Annotated in this window: 21 protein-coding genes, 1 tRNA gene and 1 pseudogene; 10 read left to right on the forward strand and 13 right to left on the reverse strand. The window is 55.4% G+C overall.

The genetic code is table 11. The features are described from left to right. Positions 1-14: 14 nt before the first annotated feature. Together dgt and N5C09_RS11395 are read left to right on the forward strand one after the other, a co-directional pair. Positions 15-1,547, forward strand: coding sequence for a dGTPase (dgt, locus tag N5C09_RS11390; RefSeq protein WP_279749067.1), 1,533 nt, complete (start codon positions 15-17; stop codon positions 1,545-1,547). Then, positions 1,544-2,209 carry a hypothetical protein gene (locus tag N5C09_RS11395; protein ID WP_193032424.1) on the forward strand — a complete coding sequence of 222 codons (666 nt, stop codon included), beginning with the start codon at positions 1,544-1,546 and terminating at the stop codon, positions 2,207-2,209. Before dgt ends, N5C09_RS11395 begins: the two co-directional genes overlap by 4 nt. Before the next feature lie 25 nt (positions 2,210-2,234). On the opposite strand, the gene N5C09_RS11400 is transcribed toward N5C09_RS11395, so the two are convergent. Continuing rightward, positions 2,235-2,329 (reverse strand) — tRNA-Sec (locus N5C09_RS11400). 286 nt (positions 2,330-2,615) lie between these two features. Between N5C09_RS11400 and N5C09_RS11405 the strand changes: the two genes are divergently transcribed. Then, a complete protein-coding gene (locus N5C09_RS11405; protein ID WP_279749068.1) occupies positions 2,616-4,007 on the forward strand; it encodes a glycoside-pentoside-hexuronide family transporter in 1,392 nt (463 codons plus the stop codon). A gap of 12 nt (positions 4,008-4,019) precedes the next feature. Then, complete coding sequence (gene yicI / locus N5C09_RS11410) at positions 4,020-6,338, forward strand: alpha-xylosidase (RefSeq protein WP_279749069.1); 2,319 nt, start codon at positions 4,020-4,022, stop codon at positions 6,336-6,338. 142 nt (positions 6,339-6,480) lie between these two features. On the opposite strand, the gene N5C09_RS11415 is transcribed toward yicI, so the two are convergent. Both N5C09_RS11415 and N5C09_RS11420 read right to left on the reverse strand, forming a co-directional pair. Further along, a complete protein-coding gene (locus tag N5C09_RS11415; protein WP_279749070.1) occupies positions 6,481-8,169 on the reverse strand; it encodes an AsmA family protein in 1,689 nt (562 codons plus the stop codon). A gap of 119 nt (positions 8,170-8,288) precedes the next feature. Then, on the reverse strand, positions 8,289-9,680 hold the full coding sequence (locus N5C09_RS11420; protein WP_279749071.1) for a uracil-xanthine permease family protein: 1,392 nt from the start codon (positions 9,678-9,680) through the stop codon (positions 8,289-8,291). Between the two features lie 225 nt (positions 9,681-9,905). On the opposite strand from N5C09_RS11420, the gene gltS reads away from it, so the two are divergent. After that, complete coding sequence (gene gltS / locus N5C09_RS11425) at positions 9,906-11,108, forward strand: sodium/glutamate symporter (RefSeq protein ID WP_006812438.1); 1,203 nt, start codon at positions 9,906-9,908, stop codon at positions 11,106-11,108. A gap of 3 nt (positions 11,109-11,111) precedes the next feature. Here the strand turns inward: gltS and recG are convergent, their stop codons facing one another. The 5 genes from recG to gmk are packed head-to-tail and all read right to left on the reverse strand — an operon-like array spanning position 11,112 to position 16,978. Then, positions 11,112-13,193, reverse strand: coding sequence for an ATP-dependent DNA helicase RecG (recG, locus tag N5C09_RS11430; RefSeq protein WP_279749072.1), 2,082 nt, complete (start codon positions 13,191-13,193; stop codon positions 11,112-11,114). Positions 13,194-13,196: 3 nt separating this feature from the next. Continuing rightward, positions 13,197-13,886 (reverse strand): tRNA (guanosine(18)-2'-O)-methyltransferase TrmH, encoded by a 690-nt coding sequence (gene trmH, locus N5C09_RS11435; RefSeq protein ID WP_063868761.1) that lies wholly within the window; start codon positions 13,884-13,886, stop codon positions 13,197-13,199. Positions 13,887-13,890: 4 nt separating this feature from the next. Further along, the gene (gene spoT / locus N5C09_RS11440; protein WP_279749074.1) at positions 13,891-16,005 is read right to left on the reverse strand and encodes a bifunctional GTP diphosphokinase/guanosine-3',5'-bis pyrophosphate 3'-pyrophosphohydrolase; all 2,115 of its coding nucleotides are present in this window, start codon (positions 16,003-16,005) and stop codon (positions 13,891-13,893) included. Positions 16,006-16,024: 19 nt separating this feature from the next. Beyond that, entirely contained in the window at positions 16,025-16,300 is a 276-nt protein-coding gene (gene rpoZ, locus N5C09_RS11445) for a DNA-directed RNA polymerase subunit omega (RefSeq protein WP_000135058.1), read from the reverse strand. 54 nt (positions 16,301-16,354) lie between these two features. Next, complete coding sequence (gmk, locus tag N5C09_RS11450) at positions 16,355-16,978, reverse strand: guanylate kinase (RefSeq protein WP_006177710.1); 624 nt, start codon at positions 16,976-16,978, stop codon at positions 16,355-16,357. Between the two features lie 249 nt (positions 16,979-17,227). Between gmk and ligB the strand changes: the two genes are divergently transcribed. Together ligB and N5C09_RS11460 are read left to right on the forward strand one after the other, a co-directional pair. Continuing rightward, on the forward strand, positions 17,228-18,898 hold the full coding sequence (gene ligB, locus N5C09_RS11455) for an NAD-dependent DNA ligase LigB (RefSeq protein WP_279749075.1): 1,671 nt from the start codon (positions 17,228-17,230) through the stop codon (positions 18,896-18,898). Next, positions 18,898-19,029 (forward strand): annotated as a pseudogene (locus N5C09_RS11460) (hypothetical protein); the annotation flags it as partial. The gene ligB and the pseudogene N5C09_RS11460, both read left to right, overlap by 1 nt. Before the next feature lie 26 nt (positions 19,030-19,055). Here N5C09_RS11460 and N5C09_RS11465 read toward each other — a convergent pair. Beyond that, positions 19,056-19,673, reverse strand: a complete 618-nt coding sequence (locus tag N5C09_RS11465) for a trimeric intracellular cation channel family protein (RefSeq protein ID WP_063868767.1) — start codon at positions 19,671-19,673, stop codon at positions 19,056-19,058. Positions 19,674-19,881: 208 nt separating this feature from the next. Next, the gene (locus tag N5C09_RS11470; protein WP_003860907.1) at positions 19,882-20,745 is read right to left on the reverse strand and encodes a YicC/YloC family endoribonuclease; all 864 of its coding nucleotides are present in this window, start codon (positions 20,743-20,745) and stop codon (positions 19,882-19,884) included. A 125-nt stretch (positions 20,746-20,870) separates the two neighbouring features. On the opposite strand from N5C09_RS11470, the gene rph reads away from it, so the two are divergent. After that, on the forward strand, positions 20,871-21,587 hold the full coding sequence (rph, locus tag N5C09_RS11475; protein WP_013094888.1) for a ribonuclease PH: 717 nt from the start codon (positions 20,871-20,873) through the stop codon (positions 21,585-21,587). Between the two features lie 67 nt (positions 21,588-21,654). Beyond that, positions 21,655-22,296: an orotate phosphoribosyltransferase gene (gene pyrE / locus N5C09_RS11480; protein ID WP_193527510.1), complete on the forward strand. Its 642-nt coding sequence runs from the start codon at positions 21,655-21,657 to the stop codon at positions 22,294-22,296. An 82-nt stretch (positions 22,297-22,378) separates the two neighbouring features. Here the strand turns inward: pyrE and slmA are convergent, their stop codons facing one another. The 3 genes from slmA to coaBC form a co-directional block, all read right to left on the reverse strand. Then, positions 22,379-22,975 carry a nucleoid occlusion factor SlmA gene (gene slmA, locus N5C09_RS11485; RefSeq protein WP_063868771.1) on the reverse strand — a complete coding sequence of 199 codons (597 nt, stop codon included), beginning with the start codon at positions 22,973-22,975 and terminating at the stop codon, positions 22,379-22,381. Positions 22,976-23,096: 121 nt separating this feature from the next. Beyond that, positions 23,097-23,555, reverse strand: a complete 459-nt coding sequence (dut, locus tag N5C09_RS11490) for a dUTP diphosphatase (protein ID WP_015570042.1) — start codon at positions 23,553-23,555, stop codon at positions 23,097-23,099. Then, positions 23,533-24,744, reverse strand: coding sequence for a bifunctional phosphopantothenoylcysteine decarboxylase/phosphopantothenate--cysteine ligase CoaBC (coaBC, locus tag N5C09_RS11495; RefSeq protein WP_102750810.1), 1,212 nt, complete (start codon positions 24,742-24,744; stop codon positions 23,533-23,535). The genes dut and coaBC overlap by 23 nt, the downstream gene beginning before the upstream one ends. Before the next feature lie 172 nt (positions 24,745-24,916). On the opposite strand from coaBC, the gene radC reads away from it, so the two are divergent. Next, positions 24,917-25,582, forward strand: a complete 666-nt coding sequence (radC, locus tag N5C09_RS11500) for a DNA repair protein RadC (protein WP_279749076.1) — start codon at positions 24,917-24,919, stop codon at positions 25,580-25,582. The last annotated feature ends 12 nt before the right edge of the window (positions 25,583-25,594 follow it).

Consider the following 25,594-nt stretch of genomic DNA (forward strand, 5'->3'; position numbering starts at 1 on the left):
ATACGGAGAATATAATGCAAAGATATCTTACAACAAATCGCCATCGACCCTCAGTAGCAAAACATTCAACTTTGCTTGCAGCCACACAAAGTGATCGAGCCAGACTTATTTATTCAGCAGCGTTTCGGAGATTGCAACAAAAAGCACAGGTGTTTTCTCTAGAAAGTAACTCTTCTGTTCGCTCAAGATTAACTCATTCCATTGAGGTCTCCCATATTGGGAGATATATAGTAGCATCAATCACTGATATGATTGAAAAATCGAGAAAAATAAAGAAAAATGATAGGGATTGTTGGTCAAAAAATAGCTTGGCTATAGCAAATATGGTTGAGATATCATGTCTGGCACATGATATTGGAAATCCTCCTTTTGGTCATTTTGGTGAGGCAGCGATTAAGGAATGGGCTTCTGTTGATGGCATTTATTTTGCGCTAAAAGATGCTTTCGAGATTAATGACTTAGCAGAAGCAAAAAAGTTCTCTTATCTATTAAATGATTTTCATCACTTTGATGGAAACCCACAAGGGTTTAGAATTCTAACTAAACTTCAAGGAGAAGACGGGCTAAATGGGTTAAATCTGACATATAGTCAGCTAGCAAGCTTTTTAAAATACACATATTGCCCAAGTGACGATGCTAAAAATATTTTACCATCCCCTCCTTTCAGCAAAAAAATTGGTTTTTTTGATAGTGAAAAAAATATTATTCTCTGCGCTTGGAACGAGCTTGGAATCAGCCATAATAAAAGGCATCCATTAAGTTTTTTAATGGAAGCATCAGATGATATCTCATACTGCATCAGTGACATTGAAGATGGTATTGAGAAGAAAATCATAAGTACTAAAGATTTTTCCAACTTCGTTGTTAATGAGCTCTCAATACTAAAAAGTAAGCATGTTAAACATACTAGAATTATAAATGAATTAATTAGAAGCTTAAATTCTAAAGATAAAACTTATCCAATAAGCAATTTTTTATCATTCAAAACATCACTGTCTAATTATTTAGTGGAAAAAGTCTCTAGAAATTTTGTCAACGATTATTATAATTTCATGAATTTTAATGTTAATAATACATTAATTTCCAAAGGTACAATTGAATATGACTTGCTTGAAATTCTTAAGAACTATACATCAGCTTATCTTTTTACTTCCTACGAAGCAGAGAAAATGGAATTATCTGGGTTCGCAATAATAAAAGGGATATTAGATGAATATTCAAAGATCTTATCTTTAACAAAAAAAGACTTCTTATACCTCTTGAATAATAACGTTAAAAAAATTAATGAGAGTAAATTACATATAGAAAGAAGGCTCTTTAATAGATTACCCGATAAACATTTAAACGCTTATAAAACAGCTGTTGCTGAAATTTCAATTAAAGATAAGAACTGGTCTGATAGTTATTTCTCTGATAAATATGATTCTCTTAGCAAAGAAGCTGAATGGCATTTAAGAGTACATCTCATTGTGGATTTTGTATCTGGAATGACAGATCAGTTTTCAATGGATATGTATCAACTTCTTAAAGGTATAAATATCAAATGAATACCTATCATTATGGGCATATGAAAATAAATAGGCATCCAATTTTATGGGTTTATGATTTGTTAAAATCTTACTATGATTGGGGAATCTTGACATCTGATACAATTTTAAGCTTTAGCCGATACAGATATTATCCACAATCTTTCAAAGACGAAAGAGAAGTTTTTGATTTACCTTTATATAACTTAGATAAATCTAGCCTATTTGATATGTTAATGGATTTGGATGATACACAAGAGCTGTCTCTGAATTCTAACATCCAAACTTTAAATTCAACGTTACATCTCCCTTTAATCGATTTTGGTGGTAAAGATAGCAAATTACTTGAATCAGCATTCAAAGAATTTTGCTCTCTCTGGGGTATGAATTTTCAGATATATAGTAGTGGAAGATCTTATCATGCTTATGGTAATAAATTGCTGAGTGAATCTGATTGGATTAAATTCATGGGAAGCCTGTTGCTTATTAACATTCCTGGATCATCAAAGATAATTGATGATAGATGGATAGGGCATAGGATTTTAGCAGGATATTCGTCTTTGAGATGGAGTAAAAATACCTCTCAGTATAAAAAATACCCAACACATATTGGCATATTGACCCCAAATGGATTTTACGAAAGCCGAGGCGGCGATATGTTCGAAAAGAGTTGGCTGAGATAGCAATTGCAATTCATTGCTGAAATTTTGGCGGAAGATCACAGGAGTCGAACCTGCCCGGGAACGCTGGCGCCCCCAACTGGATTTGAAGTCCAGCCACCTCACCGGAGATGACGATCTTCCGCGCCTGCATTGCTACATGGAGGCGGGCGCATTATAGCTACTTTCAGGCATTTACCACATACCCCACACCACTTTTTTCACCGCTCTTTTGACCTTAACCCCCCTGTTTCAGCTAATTCTTAAGAAAATCCTCAGGTTAGCATTTTGTGCTCACCAACCTTTATCCCGATCACAAAAAACAAGAAACGTAATCTGCTAACCAGAAAACGCAATACCCGCTCCTGAAACAATGGTTTAAAAAACGGTAACCGGTCTCAGCGCCCCCTACAGCGTGAAGGATAAAAAGATGAGCGAAGTCCTGTCAGTAAAAGAGAAGATTGGCTACGGCATGGGAGACGCCGCCAGCCACATCATTTTTGATAACGTTATGCTTTATATGATGTTTTTCTACACCGATATTTTTGGTATTCCCGCCGGGTTTGTCGGCACCATGTTCCTGCTGGCACGCGCGCTGGATGCGATCTCCGACCCGTGCATGGGGCTGATCGCCGACCGCACCCGCAGCCGCTGGGGCAAGTTCCGCCCGTGGATTTTGTTCGGCGCCATTCCGTTCGGCATCGTCTGCGTGCTGGCCTACACCACGCCGGACCTCAGCCTCAACGGCAAAATGGTTTACGCCGCTATCACCTACACGCTGCTGACCCTGCTTTATACCGTGGTCAACATCCCGTACTGCGCGCTGGGCGGGGTGATCACCAACGACCCGACGCAGCGCATCTCCCTGCAATCCTGGCGCTTTGTGCTGGCGACGGCGGGCGGCATGCTCTCCACGGTGCTGATGATGCCGCTGGTGAACCTGATCGGCGGCGACGATAAGGCGTTCGGTTTTCAGGGCGGGATCGCCGTGCTGTCGGTGGTCGCGTTCCTGATGCTGGCGTTCTGCTTCTTTACTACCAAAGAGCGCATTCAGGTGCCGCCGAGCACCACCTCCATGCGGGAAGATCTGCGCGATATCTGGCAAAACGACCAGTGGCGCATCGTCGGCGTGCTGACCATCCTCAACATCCTCGCCGTCTGCGTGCGCGGCGGCGCGATGATGTACTACTGCACCTGGATCATGGGCTCGCCGGAAGTGTTCGTCGCGTTCCTCACCACCTACTGCGTCGGCAACCTGATTGGCTCCGCACTGGCGAAACCGCTCACCGACTGGAAGTGCAAGGTCAGCATCTTCTGGTGGACCAACACCGCGCTGGCGGTGGTCAGCGTGGCGATGTTCTTCGTGCCGATGCATGCCACCGTGCTGATGTTCGCCTTTATCTTCGTCATCGGCGTGCTGCACCAGCTGGTGACGCCAATTCAGTGGGTGATGATGTCCGATACCGTCGACTACGGCGAATGGACCAACGGCAAACGCCTGACCGGCATCAGCTTTGCGGGCACGCTGTTCGTGCTGAAGCTCGGCCTGGCGCTGGGCGGAGCGATGATTGGCTGGATGCTGGCAGGCGGCGGCTACGACGCGGCGGCCAAAACCCAGAACAGCGCGACCATCAGCATCATTATCGGCCTGTTTACGCTGGCGCCGGCGATCTGCTACGTGCTGAGCGCCATCATCGCCAAACGCTACTACACGCTGAAAACCCCCTTCCTGACCAAAATCCTGAGCGAGCTGGCGCAGGGCGCTCGCCGCAATCAGCAGGATTTTGAAAACCTGCCGGTCAGTAAAGAATTGCAGAACTAAGAGGACGAAAGCATGAAAATCAGTGATGGAAACTGGCTTATTCAACCGGGCCTGAACGTGACGTATCCGGTTCAGGTGTTCGACGTGGAGCAGCAGGGCAATGACCTGGTGGTGTATGTGGCGCCGCGTGACGTGCGCGAACGCACCTGGCAACTCGACACGTTGATGTTCACTGTGCGCCTGTTTGCTCCGCAGGAAGGGATTGTCGGGGTGCGCATTGAGCATTTCCAGGGTGCGCTGAATAACGGCCCGCACTATCCGCTGAACGTTCTGAAAGACGTGAAGGTCGAGATTGAAAACAACGCCGACTTTGCCGAGCTGAAAAGCGGCAGCGTCAGCGTGCGCGTCACCAAAGGCGAGTTCTGGGCGCTGGATTTCCTGCGCAACGGCCAGCGCATTACCGGCAGCCAGCTGAAAAACAACGGCTATGTGCAGGACAGCAACACCGACCGCAATTACGTGTTCGAGCGGCTGGATCTCGGCGTGGGGGAAACGGTCTACGGTCTGGGCGAGCGCTTTACCGCCCTGGTGCGCAACGGCCAGACGGTCGAAACCTGGAACCGCGACGGCGGCACCAGCACCGAGCAGTCCTACAAAAATATCCCGTTCTACCTGACCAACCGCGGCTACGGCGTGCTGGTGAATCACCCGGAAAACGTCTCGTTTGAAGTCGGCTCCGAAAAGGTGTCCAAAGTGCAGTTCAGCGTGGAAGGGGAATATCTGGAGTATTTCGTGATCGACGGCCCGACGCCGAAAGCGGTGCTCAACCGCTATACGCAGTTCACCGGGCGTCCGGCGCTGCCGCCTGCGTGGTCGTTCGGCCTGTGGCTGACCACGTCGTTCACCACCAACTACGATGAAGCGACGGTCAACAGCTTTATCGACGGTATGGCTGAGCGCGACCTGCCGCTGCACGTGTTCCACTTCGACTGCTTCTGGATGAAGGCCTTCCAGTGGTGTGATTTTGAGTGGGACCCGGTAACCTTCCCGGACCCGGAAGGGATGATCCGTCGCCTGAAAGAGAAAGGGCTGAAGGTCTGCGTGTGGATCAACCCATACATCGGCCAGAAGTCGCCGATCTTCCGGGAGCTGAAAGAGAAGGGCTACCTGCTCAAGCGTCCGGACGGCTCCCTCTGGCAGTGGGACAAATGGCAGCCGGGGCTGGCGATTTATGACTTCACCAATCCGGACGCGTGCCGGTGGTATGCCGACAAGCTGAAAGGCCTGGTGGATATCGGCGTCGACTGCTTCAAGACCGACTTCGGCGAGCGCATCCCGACGGACGTCCAGTGGTTCGACGGGTCCGATCCGCAGAAGATGCACAACCATTACGCCTACATCTATAACGAGCTGGTGTGGGACGTGCTGAAAGAGACGGTGGGTGAAGAGGAAGCTGTGCTTTTTGCCCGCTCGGCATCCGTCGGGGCGCAACAGTTCCCGGTACACTGGGGCGGCGACTGCTACGCCAACTACGAATCGATGGCGGAAAGCCTGCGCGGTGGGCTGTCGATTGGCCTGTCCGGCTTCGGGTTCTGGAGCCACGATATCGGCGGGTTCGAAAACACCGCTCCGGCGCACGTCTATAAACGCTGGTGCGCGTTCGGGCTGTTCTCCAGCCACAGCCGCCTGCACGGCAGCAAATCCTACCGTGTGCCGTGGGCGTACGATGACCAGTCCTGCGACGTGGTGCGCCACTTCACCCAGCTGAAATGTCAGCTGATGCCGTACCTGTACCGTCAGGCGGCGCTGGCCCGCGAGTTCGGCACGCCGATGCTGCGCGCGATGATGCTGGAGTTCCCGGACGATCCGGCGTGCGATTACCTCGACCGTCAGTACATGCTGGGGGATGCCCTGATGGTCGCTCCGGTGTTCTCCGAGGCGGGCGACGTGCAGTTCTACCTGCCGGAAGGCCGCTGGACCCACCTGTGGCACAACGACGAGATCGCGGGCAGCCGCTGGCATAAGCAGCAGCACGATTTTATGAGCCTGCCGGTCTATGTGCGTGACAATACCCTTCTGGCGCTGGGCAATAATAGCCAGAAGCCGGACTACGCGTGGCACGAGGGGACAGCCTTCCAGCTCTTTAACCTGAGCGATGGCGCAACGGCGTTGAGCGAGGTGCCGGCCGCGGACGGCTCGGTGTTGTTTACGCTGAAGGCGTCACGTCAGGGCGACATCGTCACCTTTACGGGCGCAGGCGAGGCGCGTAACTGGTCCGTTTGCTTGCGCAACGTGCAGAAGGTCGGCGGCGTGAAGGGCGGCTCGCACGCGGGCAGCGAGTGGGGCGTGGTGGTGAAAGCCGAGGGGGATGAGGTGGTGGTTCACCTCTGAGCCGTAAAAAAGCCCGGTGGCGCTTCGCTTACCGGGCCTACGGTAATCATGATGTTTGATGCCCTCACCCAAACCCTCTTCCCGTGGGAGAGGGAACCAAAACCTCGTAGGCCGGGTAAGGCGTAGCCGCCACCCGGCTTGTTTATTGCACAGGCGTTGCAACCACGCCGCCGGTCATCGTCTGCTGCACCTGCTGTTTATCCATATTTACCGCGCTCAGCTTCCCATTCACCGTCGGCTTCAGTGGCGCATTCGCCTGCACGCTGCCGCTGGCGGTGAGCTGAATATTGCCGTCCCCCGCAATCGGCAGCGCTGGCCAGCCCCACTGCTGCAATACGTTGAGCGGTACGCCGCGCCCGTTCAGGCTCACGGTGGTTTGCCGCTGGGGCAGCTGTGACACGGTGGCGGTCGCTTCCAGGATCCCTTTCTCGGTAAAGGCGCTCAGGTCGGTAATATTTACCGTCGCGGCGTTGGCATTCAGCGCCAGCGACGGGCGTCGCACGTCGACGCGGTTAAAGGTTGCTGCCGCGCCGTTCAGGGTTGCGTTACCGCCCCATATGCCCCATTTGCGATCTTTCGCCAGCCGCAGATTCGCGCCATAACCGTCAAGGGAGGTGATCTGCCACGGGAAGGCAGGATCGATGTCGATCACCAGGTTGCGGCTCAGGCCAAATTTTTTCAGCGTCACGCTGTTCAGCCATGCCGGGAGCGGATCCATCCACAGCGTTTTCCAGTTTTCCGGAAGCGTATATTCCAGCCCGGCAATGGCAACGTCATCCAGCACCAGCGCCTGACCCTCGCGCAGCCAGTTGCCGGAGGTGCGCACCATGCCCCCTTCCCAGCGGGAGGTGAACTGACGCAGCGCAATGCCCTGAGGCGAGAATTCCGCGTTCAGGATGGGATCAAACAGGTGCAGCGAGCCGTAAATAAACTCGCTGGCGTTCATGGATAACCGTCCCTCCTGGCTCTGCCAGTCACCTTTACTCAGGGTGAGGTTACGCAGGCTGAGATCGAGGTCGGTTACCGCCCAGTCAGGCCCCTGTAGACGGGCATCGGTCACGTCCAGCCGCCCAATCTGTAACGAAGGCAGGGTGACGATTGGGGCGAAGAAATCCAGCAGCGATTTGTCGCTCTGCATGCGGATCTCATTCAGACGCAGGGTATCAATCACCCAGCTGCCATCGGTATTACGCTGGGCAGAGCCCGTCAGGGAGCCGCGCCCCATATCGGCGCCTATGGTGTTAAGCACCACCTCATTGCCGTTCAGCTGCCCCTGAATCAGCACGTTATTCGCCGGTATGCCGTTGAGCGTGAGCGAGCCGGCGCTCATCTGAATGCGCGCGTTTTTCCCCAGCACGTTACCCGCCTCGGGCTGCCACGGGCTGACGCCGCCCGTAACCTTTTGCGCGCTGAGATCCCACGCCGTGTTCGGGCTGTTAAAGGCCATGTTATTCAGTTGCAGACGGTCGGCCTGGAACGGCAGCGGCGCTGTCTGCGGCGATAAGTTCAGCGTGCCGTCGGACAGGGTGATGGCGTCTACGTGCAGCGGGTCGGTGATTTGGCGACTGCTTAAGCCGATATCCACCTTTTTAGCGACCAGCGTGGCCGGTTTGCCATCTCGTCCGAAGGTGACGTTTTCCAGAAGGATGTGAGAAGGGGATGAAAATCGGTGATCCATCAGGTCAAAGTTGAGCTCGTAATCGGTATTCATCGTGATCCAGCTGCTGACCTGCGATGCGCCCCAGCGGGTCTGGAGCAGAAAATAAAAGGCGAGCACTACGATGAGCAGGGCTACCAGAAGATAGATGAGCAGCTTTCCAATAAATTTCATGGTCTTCCTTCCCGCGAAACGTACATAAAGGAGTTATGCACGATTTATGCGCAATGCTCAAGGCGGGAATGGTGTAAAGAGGTGTCACGGCAGGCATTGACAGCCTGCCGTGAGGGGGATCAGTTCTTTTCAGGCGGGAAAACGAGGTTCAGCACGATAGCGGTAATACCGCCCGCGGCGATGCCGGAAGAGAGCAGGTTTTTCACCCAGTCCGGAGCAAACTGCAAAATCATCGGCTGCTGGGAGACGCCCAGACCCACGGCGAGCGACAGCGCGATAATCATGATTGCGCGGCGGTTCAGCGGCTCGCGGGAGACGATACGCACGCCGGAGGCGGCAATGGTGCCAAACATGACCAGCGTCGCGCCGCCCAGTACCGGCTCAGGAATGTGCTGCACAAACCCGCTCACTGCCGGGAACAGCCCGAGGACGACCAGCATCAGCGCCACCACGAAGCCCACGTAGCGGCTGGCCACGCCGGTCAGCTGGATCACGCCGTTGTTCTGGCCAAAGCAGGAGTTCGGGAAAGTGTTGAATACCGCCGAGACAAACGAGTTCAGCCCGTTTGCCAGCACGCCGCCTTTGAGGCGTTTCATGTACAGCGGGCCAGAGACCGGCTGCTCGGAAACGTCGGAGGTGGCGGTGATATCGCCGATGGTTTCCAGCGAGGTGATCATAAAGACCAGCATCAGCGGCAGCAGCAGACTCCAGTCAATGCCCAGGCCGTAGTAGAGCGGCGTTGGCACGGTAATCAGCGCGCTGTTGGTCGGCGCGGTGTTTTCCGGCAGCATACCCAGCGCCCACGCCAGCAGGTAACCGGCCGCCATGGCGATCACCAGTGATGCAACGCGCAGGTACGGGTTACGCTGGCGGTTGAGCAGAATAATGATCGCCAGCACCACGCCTGCCAGCAGCAGGTTTTTCGGGGCGCCAAAGGTATGGTCGCTCATTGCCGCGTAGCCGCCCCCGATGGAGGTCAGGCCTACCTGAATCAGCGACAGGCCGATAATCATCACCACCACGCCGGAGACCAGCGGGGTGATCACCCGGCGCGCCAGGTGCAGAACGCGGGAGATAATCATCTCCGTGCAGCTTGCCAACATCAGGGTGCCGAAAAGCGCCGCCATCATGGTCGGCACGTCCGCGCCGCCGGTTTTCAGCGCCGTACCGCCCATGATCAGCGGTGCCACAAAGTTAAAGCTGGTGCCCTGAATCGACAGTAGCCCAGACCCCATCGGACCCCAGGCTTTAATTTGTATGATGGAGGCCACGCCGGAGGCGAACAGAGACATACTGATGATGTGCTGCGTATCCTGTGCCGGTAACCCCAGCGCCTGGCAAATCAGCAGCGCCGGCGTGATGACCGCCACGAACATCGCCAGTAGGTGCTGACAGGCGGCAAAGAGGGTTTGAGGCAGCGGGGGACGATCTTCAAGGCGGTAAATCAGTTCGCTGTTTTGCTTCTGCGCAATCGGTTGCGCATCAGAAGACTCCAGAGTGTTAACAGACATCGGCGGCAATCCCACGGTGGAAAAGCGGGCATTTTAGCTGACCACCTGGTAAAAGCAAACGATTGCCAGCAAAAAAAAGAGAGAAAATCTGCCGGTGTGAGCAGGTTTTCTACAACCAACAGGAAAAAAAAATTACACTTTTCGCGCCGGCGGCTCATGACGAGCATCACCCGGCCCAGGATAACGCCGCGTGTGTATGGAACACGCGCATAACAGGAGCCTTCTATGATTCATCTCGATACGTTGTCGACCCTTGTTGCCGCAACGCTGGTTCTTCTGCTTGGTCGCAAGCTGGTACACAGTGTTTCCTTTCTGAAAAAGTACACCATTCCTGAACCCGTCGCCGGTGGATTACTGGTGGCGCTGGCCCTGCTGGTGCTGAAAAAAAGCATGGGCTGGGAAATCGATTTTGATATGTCCCTGAAAGATCCGTTGATGCTGGCCTTCTTTGCCACTATCGGCCTGAACGCCAACCTGGCAAGCCTGCGTTCGGGCGGCAAGGTGCTGGGCGTTTTTCTGATTGTCGTGGTGGGCCTGCTGCTGATGCAAAACGCCATCGGCATCGGTATGGCGTCGCTGCTGGGGCTGGATCCGCTGATGGGCCTGCTGGCGGGGTCGATTACCCTCTCAGGCGGCCACGGAACGGGCGCGGCGTGGAGCAAGCTGTTCATCGAACGCTATGGCTTTGAAAACGCAACGGAAGTGGCGATGGCCTGCGCGACCTTTGGTCTGGTGCTTGGCGGCCTGATTGGTGGCCCGGTGGCGCGCTATCTGGTGAAGCACTCCACCACGCCGGAAGGCAGACCAGACGATGAAATGGTCCCGACCGCGTTTGAAAAACCGGACGTTGGCCGCAGCATCACCTCGCTGGTGATGATTGAAACCATCGCCATGATTGCCATCTGCCTCACCGTGGGCAAAATCGTTGCGCAATGGCTGGCGGGAACGGCGTTCGAACTGCCAACCTTTGTCTGCGTGCTGTTTATCGGGGTGATCCTGAGTAACGGTCTGGCGCAGATGGGCTTCTACCGCGTCTTTGAACGCGCGGTGTCCGTGCTCGGGAACGTCAGCCTGTCGCTGTTCCTGGCGATGGCGCTGATGAGCCTCAAGCTGTGGGAACTCGCCTCGCTGGCGCTGCCGATGGTGGCGATTCTGGCGGTGCAGGCCGTGTTTATGGCGCTGTATGCCATCTTTGTCACCTGGCGGATGATGGGCAAAAACTACGATGCGGCGGTACTGGCGGCAGGACACTGCGGGTTTGGACTGGGGGCAACGCCAACGGCCATCGCCAACATGCAGGCGATCACCGAACGGTTCGGCCCGTCGCACATGGCGTTCCTGGTGGTGCCGATGGTGGGCGCATTCTTCATTGATATCGTCAACGCGCTGGTGATTAAGCTCTACCTGATGCTGCCGATGTTTGGCTGACCGTCAGGCGTTGGAATACCGCTCGGTTTCCGGCATCCAGCGTTCAATCAACGCTGCCGCCTGTTCGGGGTAGCGTTCATGAATATGGCGCGCAAGGCGTTGTACTTCGGGGATCATGGCCTGATCGCGCAGCAAATCCGCCACTTTAAACTCGGCGTTACCCGTCTGACGCGTGCCCAGCAGTTCGCCCGGGCCGCGGATCTCCAGATCTTTTTGCGCAATGACGAAGCCGTCATTGCTGTCGCGTAAGACCTGCAACCGCATCTGCGCGGTTTTCGACAGCGGGGCTTTGTAGAGCAGTACGCAGTGAGAAGCGATCGCGCCACGGCCCACGCGGCCTCGCAGCTGGTGGAGCTGCGCAAGACCCAGGCGCTCCGGGTTCTCAATAATCATCAGGCTGGAGTTTGGCACGTCCACGCCCACTTCAATGACCGTCGTGGCGACCAACAAATGCAGCTCACCCTGCTTGAACGACTGCATCACCGCCTGCTTCTCGGCGGGCTTCATGCGCCCGTGCACCAGACCAACGTTCAGCTCCGGCAGGGCGAGCTTCAGCTCTTCCCACGTGGCTTCGGCGGCCTGGGCTTCCAGCAGCTCAGACTCTTCAATCAGGGTACAGACCCAGTAAGCCTGGCGGCCTTCCTGCGTGCAGGCGTTGCGCACACGGTCAATAATGTCGCTGCGGCGCGTGTCCGGAATGGCGACCGTGGTCACCGGCGTACGGCCCGGCGGCAGTTCGTCGATAGTGGAGGTATCCAGATCGGCATAGGCCGTCATCGCCAGGGTGCGCGGGATAGGCGTGGCGGTCATGATCAGCTGATGCGGATGGAAGCCCTGTTGCAGGCCTTTCTCCCACAGCGCCAGACGCTGATGCACACCAAAACGGTGCTGTTCGTCGATAATGACCAACGCCAGGCCGTTAAACTGCACCTGTTCCTGGAAAATAGCGTGCGTGCCGACAATCATCTGCACCAGCCCGCTGGCAATGGCTTCCTGCTGCGCAAGGCGCGCTTTGCCCTTCTGCTTCCCGGCCAGCCAGCCCACTTCGATGCCCAGCGGGGCGAACCAGTTACGGAAATTGTTGGCATGCTGCTCGGCCAGCAGTTCCGTCGGCGCCATCAGCGCCACCTGCTTGCCGTGGGCGATGGCGCGTAACGCGGCCAGCGCGGCGACCAGCGTTTTACCGGAACCGACATCGCCCTGCACCAGGCGCATCATCGGCACGTCAAGCGCCATATCGCGTTCAATCTCGGCGGTGACCCGCGCCTGTGCGCCGGTGGGTTTAAACGGGAGTGAGGCCAGCAGCTTATCCTTGAGTTCATCGCGCTGGCTTAATGGCTGCGCGTGGAAGCGCTGCGCACCTGCGCGCAGTGCCAGCATGCTCAGGTTATGAGCCAGTAATTCCTCAAGGATAAGACGCCGTTGAGCGGGGTGTTTACCGCTTTCTAAATCAATAAGCTGAAGCGTTGGCGGTGGACGGTGCAGGGTGCGTAACGCCTCCGGCAGGCTCATCATGCCCTGCGCCAGCTCCGGTGGCAGCAGCTCGTTAATGGCGCAGGTATCGAGCAGCTCCAGCGCCTGGTCGGTGAGCTTGCGCAGCGTTGCCTGCTTAATGCCCTCGGTAGTCGGATAGACCGGCGTGAGCGTCTCCTGTAGCTCAGGTGAGCTAAGATCGCCCTGCACGCGGTATTCCGGGTGGATCATCTCCGCGCCGTATTTGCCACGTTTCGCTTCGCCGTACGCAAGCACGCGTCGTCCCGTGGCAAGGCTGTTTTTCATCGCCGCGCTGAAGTTGAAAAAGCGCAGGGTAAGAATGCCGGTCCCGTCGCTGATCTGGCAGGTCATCATCCTGCGTCCGCCAAAGGTGATGTTGCAGTTCAGCACTTCCCCTTCAACGGTGGCGTAGATGGCAGGCAGCAGATCGCCAATCTTATAAAGCTGGGTGCGGTCTTCGTAACGCAGGGGGAGGTGGAGCAGGAGATCCTGCACGGTGTGCAGGCCAATTTTGGCCAGTTTACTGCTTTGTGCCGCACCCACGCCCGTCAGGCTGTTGAGCGGTATGGCGTCCAGCAGGCGGCCTTTCATCTTTTACCCTGCGTACTGCATGGTGGACCACCACTCGGCATCGGCTTCAATTTCGCCCTGCGCGTTGACGTGGGGGTAAGGCAATTTCTTCTGCTTCGCAACGCGAGCCAGCACCGGATAGCCACCTTCAAACAGCAGGCGCTGCTGCTCATCTTCCGGCAGCATGCTGTTGCTGCGCTCGTACATTCCGGCGTTCTGACGCTGGCGCTGCGCTTCGTACAGAATCAGCGCAGAGGCGACCGACACGTTGAGCGACTGGACCATGCCGATCATCGGAATGATGATGTCCCGATCGGCCAGTTCCAGAGCTTCCTGCGTGATCCCCGTTTTCTCCTGGCCCATTAAAATACAGGTTGGACGGGTATAGTCGATCTCACGGAAATCCACGGCTTTAGCAGAGAGGTTGGTTGCCAGAACCTGCATACCACGCCCTTTCAGGTGCGAGACCGCTTCACCAATGCTCTGGTGCGTTTTAACGGATACCCAGCTGTTGCTGCCTGCGGCGGTGGAGGCCATGGTACGCATACGTGCGCCTGGCCAGACGGCGTGTACTTCATGCACGCCGACGGCATCTGCGGTGCGAACGATAGCAGAGACGTTATGAGGTTTATGGACCTGCTCCATGCAGACCGTCAGATCAGGCTGACGCCTGGCGAGCATTTCGCAGATTCGCTCGTAACGTTTTGAATTCATAATGCTAGTTTCGGTTTCGGGTGACTTTAATGACGTCCGGCATCACGCGGATCTTGCGCATAATATTCGCCAGATGCACGCGGTCACGGGCGGTCAGGCGAATAAAGGCGCTGTAAACGCGGCCATCTTTTTCTTCCGTATTCAGGCTCTGAATGTTGGACGAGGCCGTGTTGATCGCTGCCGTCAGGTTCGCTAGTGCACCCTGGTGGTTAAACATATCCACCTTGATTTCAGTAATAAATTCCTGCGCCGTCTCTTTATCCCACTCGACCGCCATGAACTTCTCAGGCTCTTTCTGGTAGCCACGGATGTTGCGGCAGGATTCGTGGTGGATCACCAGCCCTTTACCTGGGCTGACGTGCGCAATAATCGGGTCGCCCGGGATAGGACGGCAGCATTTGGCGAAGGTGATGAGCACCCCGTCAGCGCCTTTGATCGGCAGGTGACCATGATTTTGTGCGTTAGCTGGAACGGCTGTCGTTTCGCCCTGTTGCAGGTTCTTCGCCACGACCACGCTCATGGCGTTGCCGAGGCCAATCTCAGCCAGCAGGTCATCCAGCGAGGCGAGCTTCATACGCTCCAGCTCATGCTGAATGTTCTCTGGCGGGATTTCAGCCAGTTTGCGGCTGCCACCCAGCGCGTGATTGAGCAGACGGCGCCCCAGGCTGACGGAGTCGTCACGCTTGAGGTTTTTCAGCAGCTGGCGGATTTTTGCGCGCGCTTTTGAGCTCACGACAAAGTTCAGCCAGGCGGCGTTAGGCCGTGCGCCCGGCGCGGTAATAATTTCTACCGTCTGTCCGCTGAAGAGCGGCTGGGAGAGCGGGTAAGGCTGTCTGTCGACGCGGGCACCTACGCAGGCATGGCCGATATCGGTATGCACGGCGTACGCGAAGTCGACCGGTGTCGCGCCCGCAGGCAGTTCGACAATACGCCCTTCCGGCGTGAAAACGTAAATCTCATCCGGGAAGAGATCGGATTTAACGCTCTCGATAAATTCAAACGAGCTACCTGCACTCTGTTGCAGCTCCAGCAGGCTCTGCATCCAGCGCTGGGCGCGGATTTGCGCGGTAGTGCTGCTTTCGCCACCGTGCTCTTTATAGGCCCAGTGCGCCGCGACACCCATCTCTGCCATTTGATCCATGTCTTCGGTACGAATTTGTACCTCAACAGGGACACCGTGCGGGCCAATCATGGAGGTGTGCAAAGATTGATATCCGTTCGCTTTTGGAATGGCAATGTAATCTTTGACGCGCCCCGGACGTGGCTTGTACAGGCTGTGCATCTGCCCCAGCACGCGATAGCAGGTGTCTGAGTCATGGACGATCACGCGAAACGCGTAAATATCCATGATCGAGTGAAAACGCTGCTCTTTGAGCACCATTTTGCAGTAGATAGAGTACAAATGCTTTTCGCGACCGCTCACGCGGCACGGAATACCGGCTTCCCGCAAACGCCCTTCGATTTCAGAGAGGATCTTTTGAATCATCTCTTTACGGTTGCCGCGAGCGGCTTTCACCACCTCTTTAATCACGCGATAGCGGTTCGGGTACAACGCCTCAAAACCCAGCTCTTCCAGCTCGGTTTTAATGTGATGTATACCTAAACGGTGCGCCAGCGGACTGTAGATTTCGAGGGTTTCACGGGCGATGCGGCGACGTTTATCCGGGCGAAGTGAGCCCAGCGTGCGCATATTGTGGGTGCGGTCAGCAAGTTTGATCAGAATGACGCGGATATCCTGCACCATCGCCATGATCATCTTGCGAAAGTTTTCGGCTTGCGCCTCTTTCTTGTCGCGGAATTTCAGCTTATCAAGCTTAGAGACCCCTTCCACCAGCTCGGCAACGCTTTTGCCAAACAGCTGTTCCATATCCTGGTAGGTGGCAGGGGTATCTTCGATCACGTCATGCAGCAGGGCGGCCATCAGCGTTTCGTAGTCGAGTTTCATCTCGGCCAGAATACAGGCTACCGCTACCGGGTGCGTGATGTAAGGTTCACCGCTTGAACGTGTCTGGCCCTCGTGAGCGTCACGTGCAACGAGATACGCCTGCTGAAGACGCTTAATCTGGTCTTCAGGCAGGTAGGTTTGAATCAGTTGATTCAGGCTTTCAAACAGATACAAGGGCGACCCGCAGGTTTAATTAACGACGACCTTCAGCAATAGCGGTAACAGCTTGTAATTCAGCGGCTTCCTGCTCTTGCTGCTCCTGGCGCTCACGCACGTCGAGGATCTGGTTGTTGATCAGACCTTCTTCGATTTCGCGAAGTGCAATAACGGTGGTTTTATCGTTTTCTTCCGGTACCAGCGGATCTTTACCGCCTACCTGCATCTGACGAGCGCGACGCGCGGCGACCAGCACCAGGTCAAAACGGTTACCAATTTTCTCTACAGCGTCCTGAACAGTTACGCGTGCCATACTTAAAATGCTCCACAGGTGAAGAAATGACTGGGCATGATACTGAAAGTGGGTTCAGTCTGCCAACAGTTTGGTGATTAATGCGTCATGACGCTGCTTCTGGCGGCTCATACGCAGACGTTCTGCGCGAAGGATAGTTTTGAGATCGCTCAGCGCGGCATCAAAATCATCATTCACAATAAGGTAATCATATTCCGCGTAATGGCTCATTTCTGCAACAGCTTGGGCCATACGCTTTGCGATAACTTCTTCGCTGTCCTGGCCGCGGCCACGCAGGCGGCGATCCAGCTCATCTTTCGATGGCGGTAAAATAAAGATACTGCGCGAATCAGGCATTTTCTTGCGAATTTGCTGCGCGCCCTGCCAGTCGATATCCAGGAACACGTTCACGCCGGTCGCCAGAACCTGCTCAATGGTTTCACGCGAGGTTCCGTAGTAGTTACCGAAAACTTCAGCGTGTTCAAGAAACGCGTCTCTGCCAATCATCGCCCTGAATTCATCGTGATTCACAAAGAAATAGTGTTCACCGTGCACTTCACCCGGACGCGGTGCCCGCGTGGTGTGAGAAACAGAAACCTGCGTATCGTACAACGGTTGGGTTTTTAACAGTGCCTGAATAAGGCTGGATTTACCCGCGCCACTAGGGGCAGAAACAATATAAAGCGTGCCTTGAGCCATGAGAGTCTTTTGTATGTGTTAACGAAGAAGTCCTACATACGGGCTTATTATACACGTCGCCGCTGTGTGACGTAGCCTTTGTCACACTTTTTCCCCTGGATTATTGATTTTGCGTGCCGTTTTCAGGTTTTACCCTCCTTTTGCTGCAATAAAAACAATGCGCTGAAGCACGCTCGTAAAATGCCTTTTTGCCGCTGGTCTGCGGCTCTTGGGCAGGGTATACCCTTCGCAAAACCGGGAGGGATGATAATGGTGAGATGGATAAGCATACTGATGTTCTTCTTAAGCAGCGGGGCAATGGCAATCTGCCCGGTCTGGTCGCCATCGAAGGCCGGGCAGGAGATCGCGGCCCTGAAGGCGCAGCTGGCCCGCTGGAATGATGCTTACTGGAAGCAGGGCAGCAGCGAGGTGAGCGACGACGTTTACGACAGGCTTAACGCCCGATTAAAACAGTGGCAGCGCTGTTTTCACGATGAGCCGCTGCACGACGATCTCCCTGCCGCCAGCGGGACGGTGAAGCACCCCTTCGCCCATACCGGCGTGCATAAGGCAGATAGCCAGCAGGGGCTTAGCCGCTGGATGGCCGCGCAGCAGGATCTCTGGGTGCAGCCAAAGGTGGATGGCGTAGCGGTCACCCTGGTCTACAAAAACGGCAGGCTGGTGCAGGCCATCAGCCGCGGCGACGGTTTGCAGGGGGAAGATTGGACGGCTCAGGCGCGAATGATCCCCGCTATCCCGCAAACGCTTTCCGGGCCGCTTGCCAACAGCGTATTGCAGGGTGAACTTTTTCTGCTTCGCGAGGGGCATATTCAACAGCAGATGGGCGGTATGAATGCGCGAGCGAAGGTGGCGGGAGCGATGATGCGCGCAACCGATCGCGCAGCGCTGAAGCAGACAGGCATTTTTATCTGGGCCTGGCCGAACGGTCCAAAAATGATGAAAGCACGCCTTTCCGCGCTGGCAAAGGCCGGTTTTACCCTGACTGCGCGTTATACCTTGCCGGTTAAAAACGCGGCTGACGTGGAAGCGCAGCAGACGGCCTGGTTTAAGGCTTCGTTACCCTTTGCCACGGATGGCATTGTGGTTCGCGCCTCGGCAGAGCCGCCGGGTGAGCAGTGGCTGCCGGGTGAAGGGAACTGGGTCATCGCGTGGAAATATCGTCCTGTGGCCCAGGTGACGGAAGTCAAAGCCATTCATTTTACCGTTGGCCGTACCGGGCGGATCACGGCGATTGCGCAGCTTGAGCCGCTTATGCTCGACGATAAACGTGTACAGCGCGTGAACCTGGGGTCGGTCAACCGCTGGCAGATGCTGGATATTGCGCCCGGCGATCAGGTGCTGGTAAGCCTGGCGGGACAAGGTATTCCCCGGCTGGATAAGGTGGTATGGCGCAATGTGGATCGCCATAAACCACAGCCGCCCTCATCGCACTATAACGGCTTAACCTGTTTCTACGCCTCGCCGGAATGCATGGAGCAATTTTTTGCCCGGCTGACGTGGCTAAGCTCCAGCCAGGCGTTAGATATCAAAGGGATGGGCGAATCGGGGTGGCGTAACCTCTATCAGGCGCATCGGTTTGAGCATCTCTTCTCCTGGCTACAGCTCACGCAGGCGCAGCTCGCTGCGACGCCAGGGATATCGGCAACGCATGGCGCTGCGCTATGGCATCAGTTTAACCTGGCGCGGGAGCGTCCTTTTATCCGCTGGATCGCCGCGATGGGAATACCGTTGTCCCGGTCAACGCTGAAGGCGGCAGGGGATCGCTCCTGGCAGGCGTTGGTTCAACGAAGCGAAGCGGAGTGGCGGAGGCTGCCGGGTACCGGACAGGAGAAGGCCCGTCAGATCGTAGACTGGCTGCATCAGCCGCAGATTGATGCGCTGGCGAGGTGGCTGGCCGCACAGCACATTGGTGGATTTTAATCTGCGTACAACGCCTGGAGCAGAGCGGCGTCAACACCAAAGGGGTTATCCTGAACGGCGTCATTAAGCGGGCAAGCAACGCTTACGGCTACGGCTATCATCACTACGGCTACACCTATTCGAGTAACTGATAATCCGGCGCCTGCCCGTTCTGACATTAATGCGCATTGTGTTTGTAATGAAAAACGGGCAGGCCAAGCTTCAGGCGCAATGCGAGCATGCGCGCGGTGAAACCAAACAGCAGCGTGGAGATAACCACCACATCGTGACTGGTGACATAGTGCTGCAAGGCAACATACAGCACTGCGGCGGCAAAGGAGATTCCGGCATACAGTTCCTTCTGGAAAACCAGCGGGATACGTTTACAGAACATATCGCGCAGCACCCCGCCAAACACGCCCGTAATCACCGCCGCAATGGTGGCGATAACCGGGCCTTCACCCATATCGAGAGCGATTTGCGCACCAATGATGGAAAAAACAATCAGCCCAAGCGCATCAAGCACGAGGAATAAGCGGCGCAGATGAGGCATCACCGGAGCCACAATCGTGGTGAGTACGGCTGCCGTTGCCACGATAATGACGTACTCAGGGTTTTTGACCCAGCCGAGTGGATAATGGCCAAGCAGGATATCGCGTACGGACCCGCCGCCGAGCGCAGTGGCTGTGGCAATAATGATCACGCCGAAGGTGTCCATACGGCGACGTCCGGCAGCGAGCGCGCCGGTCATGGCTTCTGCGGTAATGCCAATGAGATAGAGTACGTGAAGCAGCATAAAACCTCCGGAATGAAGAGGGGGAGATTAACGATTTGCGCGGAAGATCACGATTGAGATTTTCTAAGGCGAGGTGGTTTTCCCTAAGGGAATTTATCAGCGCACGGCGGGCAGGCTTGATTTAAGGCGGGAGAGAGAGAAAGTAAGGCTAAATAAGGATTAGAAAAAGTAATGGGTGGCGTGCGAGGCAGCACCACCCGGAAAGGGATCACTCGATATTCTGGATCTGCTCGCGCATCTGCTCAATCAGAACCTTCAGTTCAATCGCTGAATTGGTCACCTCTGCATTGATAGACTTAGACGCCAGCGTGTTCGACTCGCGGTTGAACTCCTGCATCATAAAGTCGAGACGGCGGCCTACAGCTTCTTTCTTCTTCAGAATGTTGTAGGTCTCTTTAACGTGCGCTTCCAGACGATCCAGCTCTTCAGCCACGTCCACGCGCTGCGCCATCAGCACCAGCTCTTGTTCCAGACGGTTGTTTTCGAGCTGGACTTCCGCCTCTTCCAGTTTGGCGACAAGTCGCTCACGCTGCCATTGCAGCACTTCTGGCATATGAGCGCGAACTTTAGCCACTTCGGCGCTCACGCCCTCAAGACGCTGTTCAATCATCGCTTTCAGCGCCTGGCCTTCGGTTTCGCGGGCAACGATAAAGTCATCCAGCGTGCCGTCGAGTGCCGCGAGGATTTCGGCGGTAATCGCGTCCAGATCCTGCTCTCCGGCGGCCATCACGCCAGGCCAGCGCAGAATATCAACCGGGTTGATCTCGCCTTCGTCGCTTTGCATTTTGACCCAGTTCGCCGCATTAACGAGCTGTTTTGCCAGCTTTTCGTTAAGGATCAGTTCACCCTGCGCGCTGGCATCGGGCTCAAAACGCAAATTACATTCCACTTTCCCGCGGGTCAGACGCGTACGGATACGCTCACGCACCACAGGCTCCAGGCTGCGGAACTGTTCCGGCATACGGAAATATGTTTCCAGATAGCGCTGGTTTACCGAGCGCATTTCCCAGGTAGCGCTACCCCAGCTACCCTTGATTTCACGCCGGGCGTAGGCGGTCATACTGCGGATCATAGACATTCCCGTTTTTAAAGGAGAGATGGGGGAATTATAGCTTTCAGGGGCTTCTCAGGATAGGAATAAGCGTCCTTTATCCGTATAATGCGCAGCCACATTCGTTTCAAGCCGGAGAATCCATCATGCGTCCAGCAGGTCGTAGCGCCAATCAGGTGCGTCCCGTCACCCTGACCCGTAACTATACAAAACACGCTGAAGGCTCCGTGCTGGTTGAGTTTGGTGACACCAAAGTGCTTTGCACCGCGTCCATCGAAGAGGGCGTGCCTCGCTTCCTGAAAGGTCAGGGCCAGGGCTGGATCACCGCCGAATACGGCATGTTGCCGCGTGCAACCCATACCCGTAATGCCCGTGAAGCGGCGAAGGGTAAGCAGGGCGGTCGTACTATGGAGATCCAGCGCCTGATCGCGCGTGCGCTCCGCGCCGCGGTTGACCTGAAAACGCTGGGCGAGTTCACCATCACCCTGGACTGCGACGTGATCCAGGCCGATGGCGGCACGCGTACCGCCTCCATTACCGGCGCCTGCGTGGCGCTGGCAGATGCGCTGAATAAGCTGGTTGCCGCCGGTAAGCTGAAAACCAACCCGATGAAAGGGATGGTTGCCGCTGTCTCCGTCGGTATCGTTAACGGCGAAGCACTTTGCGACCTGGAATACGTTGAAGATTCTGCCGCAGAAACCGACATGAACGTGGTGATGACCGAAGATGGTCGCATCATTGAAGTGCAGGGCACGGCGGAAGGCGAGCCATTCACCCACGAAGAGCTGCTTACCTTGCTGGCGCTGGCCCGAGGGGGTATCGAATCCATTGTAACGACGCAGAAAGCGGCGTTAGAAAATTGATTTTAAGGCGACCAATGAGTCGCCTTTTTTTTGCCTGTAAGACAGAAAAAACTAAAGGAGCAAATCCATGAAATCGTATCAGCGCCAGTTTATTGAGTTTGCGCTTAACAAGCAGGTACTTAAGTTTGGCGAGTTCACGCTGAAATCGGGGCGTAAAAGCCCGTATTTCTTCAACGCCGGGCTGTTTAATACCGGGCGCGACCTGGCACTGTTAGGCCGTTTCTATGCCGAAGCGCTGGTGGATTCCGGGATTGATTTCGACCTGCTGTTTGGCCCCGCGTACAAGGGCATTCCGATTGCAACCACCACGGCGGTGGCATTGGCGGAGCACCATGACCGCGACGTGCCGTACTGCTTTAACCGTAAAGAGGCCAAAACCCACGGTGAAGGCGGCAATCTGGTAGGCAGTGCGTTGCAGGGCCGCGTGATGCTGGTCGATGACGTGATCACCGCAGGCACCGCGATCCGTGAATCAATGGAGATTATCCAGGCTAACGGTGCAACGCTTGCGGGCGTGCTGATTTCGCTCGATCGTCAGGAGCGCGGGCGCGGCGACATCTCTGCTATTCAGGAAGTGGAACGCGATTATGGCTGCAAGGTCACGTCGATTATTACCCTGAAAGACCTGATTGCGTATCTGGAAGAGAAGCCTGAGATGGCGGACCATCTGGCAGCGGTAAAAACGTATCGCGAAGCGTTCGGGGTTTAATTGCGTTGCCCGGTGGCGCGACGCTTACCGGGCCTACCCGTTCGTAGGCCGGATAAGGCGAAGCCGCCATCCGGCGGCGGCGTTACTGCAATTGTGCTGCCACTAACGGCCAGCGGGCGTCAAAATCGTCCGTTGGTCGGTATTTAAATTCGCTGCGCACAAACCGAGAGAGCATTCCCTCGCAAAATGCCAGGATCTGGCTTGCCAGCAGGGTCTCATCAGTAGTATATCCCTCGCCTTCCCGCATTTTTTTCTCGCGCAGAACCTGACGCAGCTGGGCTTCGATACGCTCAAAAAGCTGGTTTATACGGCCTTGCAGACGATCCTGTTCAAACATCAGCGCGTGGCCGGTCAGAATACGGGTCAGACCCGGGTTACGTTCACCAAAGCCCAGAATCAGCAGCACAATCAGACGCAGACGCGCGCTGGTGTCTTTTTCATCCTTCAGAATCAGGTTGATGCGCGTGATCAGGCTATCTTCAATAAACTCGATCAGGCTGTCGAACATCCGGGTTTTACTCGGAAAATGACGATACAGCGCCGCTTCTGACACGCCCACAGAGGCCGCCAGCTTTGCGGTGGTGATGCGTTGACTGCCGTCGCTGGATTCAAGCATCAGAGCCAGAGATTGAAGTATTTCTTCGCGACGATTCCTTTTCGCGGTTTGTTTTTCTGCCATGTTACAAAATACCCCTGAAAATAAGCACTTGTCAGGCTGGCAACCACACAGCGACCCGCAAACTGACGTTTGCGGTTTGTTATTGCATTATGGCGCTGTGAGATGCGTGTTTGTCGGGCGGTTATTTGCGCCCGGAATGGCCGAAGCCGCCTTCGCCACGGTCGGTGGCGTCGAAGTCTGCCACCAGGTTAAATTCTGCCTGCACCACCGGTACAAACACCATCTGCGCGATACGCTCGCCCGGCTCAATGGTGAAGCTGTCCTGGCCACGGTTCCAGACGGAGACCATCAGTTGACCCTGATAGTCAGAGTCGATCAGGCCGACCAGATTACCCAGCACGACGCCATGCTTATGGCCCAGGCCAGAGCGCGGCAGGATCACTGCTGCCAGTGACGGGTCAGCAATGTGAATCGCCAGTCCGGTCGGGATCAGGGTCGTTGCACCCGGCGCCAGTTCTACGGCGTCGTCGAGACAGGCGCGCAGGTCAAGACCGGCAGAGCCGGAGGTGGCATACGTTGGCAGCGGAAATTGCTCGCCAACGCGCGGGTCCAGAATCTTAACGTCGATTTTTTTCATCATAACGGGTAACGATCTCGTCCAGTAATTGTTGGCCCAGGAGTGCTTTGCGCTCAAGCGGTAAGACTTTATCTCCATCCTGCCAGAAAAGGTGCAATGCGTTGCTGTCGCTGTTAAATCCTTGCGTGGACAGCGATACGTCGTTCGCGCAAATTAAATCGAGGTTTTTGCGGGTACGTTTTTGCCGGGCATATTCTTCCACATTATTCGTTTCTGCGGCAAACCCAACAACGTAAGGACGATGAGTTTTCAATGCGGCGACACCGGCAACGATATCCGGGTTCTTCACCATTTTTATTGTTAATTCATCGCCTTGCTTTTTAATTTTGGCGTCAGCAATGGTTTCAGCACGGTAATCAGCGACGGCCGCACAGCCGATAAAAATATGCTGCTGTTGTGCATGCGCCTGTACGGCAGCGTTCATTTCCAGCGCGGTCGTCACATCAATACGCTGCACAAACGCCGGTGTGGTAAGCGACACCGGGCCGCTTACCAGCGTGACGTTCGCGCCGCGTTTGGCCGCCGCGGCGGCAATGGCAAAGCCCATTTTGCCGGAGCTGTGGTTGGTGATGTAACGCACCGGATCCAGCGGCTCGCGCGTTGGGCCCGCGGTAATCATGATGTTGAGATGTTGCAGATCGTTGACAGGCGAGAAATGGGCGGCGGCCATATCAACAATCGTCAATGGGTCGAGCATACGGCCCGGCCCCACGTCGCCACAGGCCTGGCTGCCGCTGTCCGGTCCCCAAATCAGCAGGCCGCGCGCGGCCAGCGTTTCCAGATTATGCTGGGTGGCGGCATTGCGGTACATCTGCTGGTTCATGGCGGGCACAACCGCGACGGGCGCAGGCGTGGCGAGGCAAATGGTCGATACCAGATCGTTCGCCATACCGGCCGCCACGCGGGCAATTACATCTGCCGTGGCGGGGGCAAGGATAACCAGATCGGCCCATTTTCCCAGCTCAATGTGGCCCATTGCGGCTTCGGCCGCCGGGTCGAGAAGGCTGTCGGATACCGGGTATCCCGAGACGGCTTGCAGGCTTAGCGGGGTGATAAAGGCTTTGCCGCCTTCGGTGATCGCGACCCGTACGTCGGCCCCGCGCTCGCGCAAACGGCGCACCAGGTCTGGCGTTTTATAGGCAGCAATACCGCCGCTTACGCCAAGAACGATTTTTTTACCGGCCAGGCTCATCATGATTCTTTCCTGTTGGGTTCACCAGAGAGCGGGCATTTTATCACAATCCCTAAAACGGGGTGATGATGTCCTTTATTCACTTTGCGAGGCGTTACGCAAGAACGAAACGTCAGCGTCGAGCCCCGAATTTGCCTGTGGCAGCATAATGGCAAACAGAAGGAGGCCGGGCATGGAAGAGACTGAACTGCTGCTACCGCGTGAAAAAATGCTGCGCCATGGCGTCACGTTGCTGAAAGACGACGAGCTGCTGGCGCTTTTTTTACGCACCGGCACGCAGGGAAAAACGGTATTTACGCTGGCGAAAGACCTGATAGACCATTTTGGTTCACTGCATGGTTTGCTGACCGCCGAGCTGGAGGCGTTTACGCACGTGGAGGGCATCGGCGTGGCGAAATATGCCCAGCTGCGGGGCATTGCGGAGCTTGCCCGGCGATTTTATAACGTGCGTATGGAGGAAGAAGACCCGATCCTGACCCCGGACATGACCCGCGAATTTCTGCAAAGCCAGCTCTCCGATCTGGAGCGGGAGATCTTCATGGTGATCTTTCTCGACAACAAAAACCGGGTACTGAAACATACCCGCCTTTTTTCGGGAACATTGAGCCATGTTGAGGTGCATCCGCGTGAAATTGTGCGGGAAGCGATAAAAGTGAATGCAGCCGGCGTGATCCTCGCGCATAATCACCCCTCTGGCTGTGCAGAACCAAGCAGAGCTGACAAAGCCATTACCGAACGTATTATCAAATGCTGTCAATTCATGGACATTCGTGTGCTGGACCATCTGATAATTGGCCGCGGAGAGTACATTTCTTTTGCCGAACGTGGCTGGATTTAGGCCTTTTCTCGC

Origin of the sequence: Enterobacter sp. GD03975, from assembly GCF_029838645.1 — a bacterium.
GTDB classification, from domain to species: domain Bacteria; phylum Pseudomonadota; class Gammaproteobacteria; order Enterobacterales; family Enterobacteriaceae; genus Enterobacter; species Enterobacter quasihormaechei.

Bases quoted from the DNA above. Each gene is read 5' to 3' on its own strand.
- yicI (WP_279749069.1), top strand. From the start codon at position 4,020: ATGAAAATCAGTGATGGAAACTGGCTTATTCAACCGGGCCTGAACGTG.
- N5C09_RS11465 (WP_063868767.1), bottom strand. From the start codon at position 19,673: ATGCTGCTTCACGTACTCTATCTCATTGGCATTACCGCAGAAGCCATG.
- gmk (WP_006177710.1), bottom strand. From the start codon at position 16,978: ATGGCTCAAGGCACGCTTTATATTGTTTCTGCCCCTAGTGGCGCGGGT.
- gltS (WP_006812438.1), top strand. From the start codon at position 9,906: ATGATTCATCTCGATACGTTGTCGACCCTTGTTGCCGCAACGCTGGTT.
- radC (WP_279749076.1), top strand. From the start codon at position 24,917: ATGGAAGAGACTGAACTGCTGCTACCGCGTGAAAAAATGCTGCGCCAT.
- recG (WP_279749072.1), bottom strand. From the start codon at position 13,193: ATGAAAGGCCGCCTGCTGGACGCCATACCGCTCAACAGCCTGACGGGC.
- N5C09_RS11405 (WP_279749068.1), top strand. From the start codon at position 2,616: ATGAGCGAAGTCCTGTCAGTAAAAGAGAAGATTGGCTACGGCATGGGA.
- N5C09_RS11420 (WP_279749071.1), bottom strand. From the start codon at position 9,680: ATGTCTGTTAACACTCTGGAGTCTTCTGATGCGCAACCGATTGCGCAG.
- rph (WP_013094888.1), top strand. From the start codon at position 20,871: ATGCGTCCAGCAGGTCGTAGCGCCAATCAGGTGCGTCCCGTCACCCTG.
- ligB (WP_279749075.1), top strand. From the start codon at position 17,228: ATGGTGAGATGGATAAGCATACTGATGTTCTTCTTAAGCAGCGGGGCA.
- pyrE (WP_193527510.1), top strand. From the start codon at position 21,655: ATGAAATCGTATCAGCGCCAGTTTATTGAGTTTGCGCTTAACAAGCAG.
- slmA (WP_063868771.1), bottom strand. From the start codon at position 22,975: ATGGCAGAAAAACAAACCGCGAAAAGGAATCGTCGCGAAGAAATACTT.
- rpoZ (WP_000135058.1), bottom strand. From the start codon at position 16,300: ATGGCACGCGTAACTGTTCAGGACGCTGTAGAGAAAATTGGTAACCGT.
- N5C09_RS11395 (WP_193032424.1), top strand. From the start codon at position 1,544: ATGAATACCTATCATTATGGGCATATGAAAATAAATAGGCATCCAATT.
- dut (WP_015570042.1), bottom strand. From the start codon at position 23,555: ATGATGAAAAAAATCGACGTTAAGATTCTGGACCCGCGCGTTGGCGAG.
- N5C09_RS11470 (WP_003860907.1), bottom strand. From the start codon at position 20,745: ATGATCCGCAGTATGACCGCCTACGCCCGGCGTGAAATCAAGGGTAGC.
- coaBC (WP_102750810.1), bottom strand. From the start codon at position 24,744: ATGAGCCTGGCCGGTAAAAAAATCGTTCTTGGCGTAAGCGGCGGTATT.
- dgt (WP_279749067.1), top strand. From the start codon at position 15: ATGCAAAGATATCTTACAACAAATCGCCATCGACCCTCAGTAGCAAAA.
- trmH (WP_063868761.1), bottom strand. From the start codon at position 13,886: ATGAATTCAAAACGTTACGAGCGAATCTGCGAAATGCTCGCCAGGCGT.
- N5C09_RS11415 (WP_279749070.1), bottom strand. From the start codon at position 8,169: ATGAAATTTATTGGAAAGCTGCTCATCTATCTTCTGGTAGCCCTGCTC.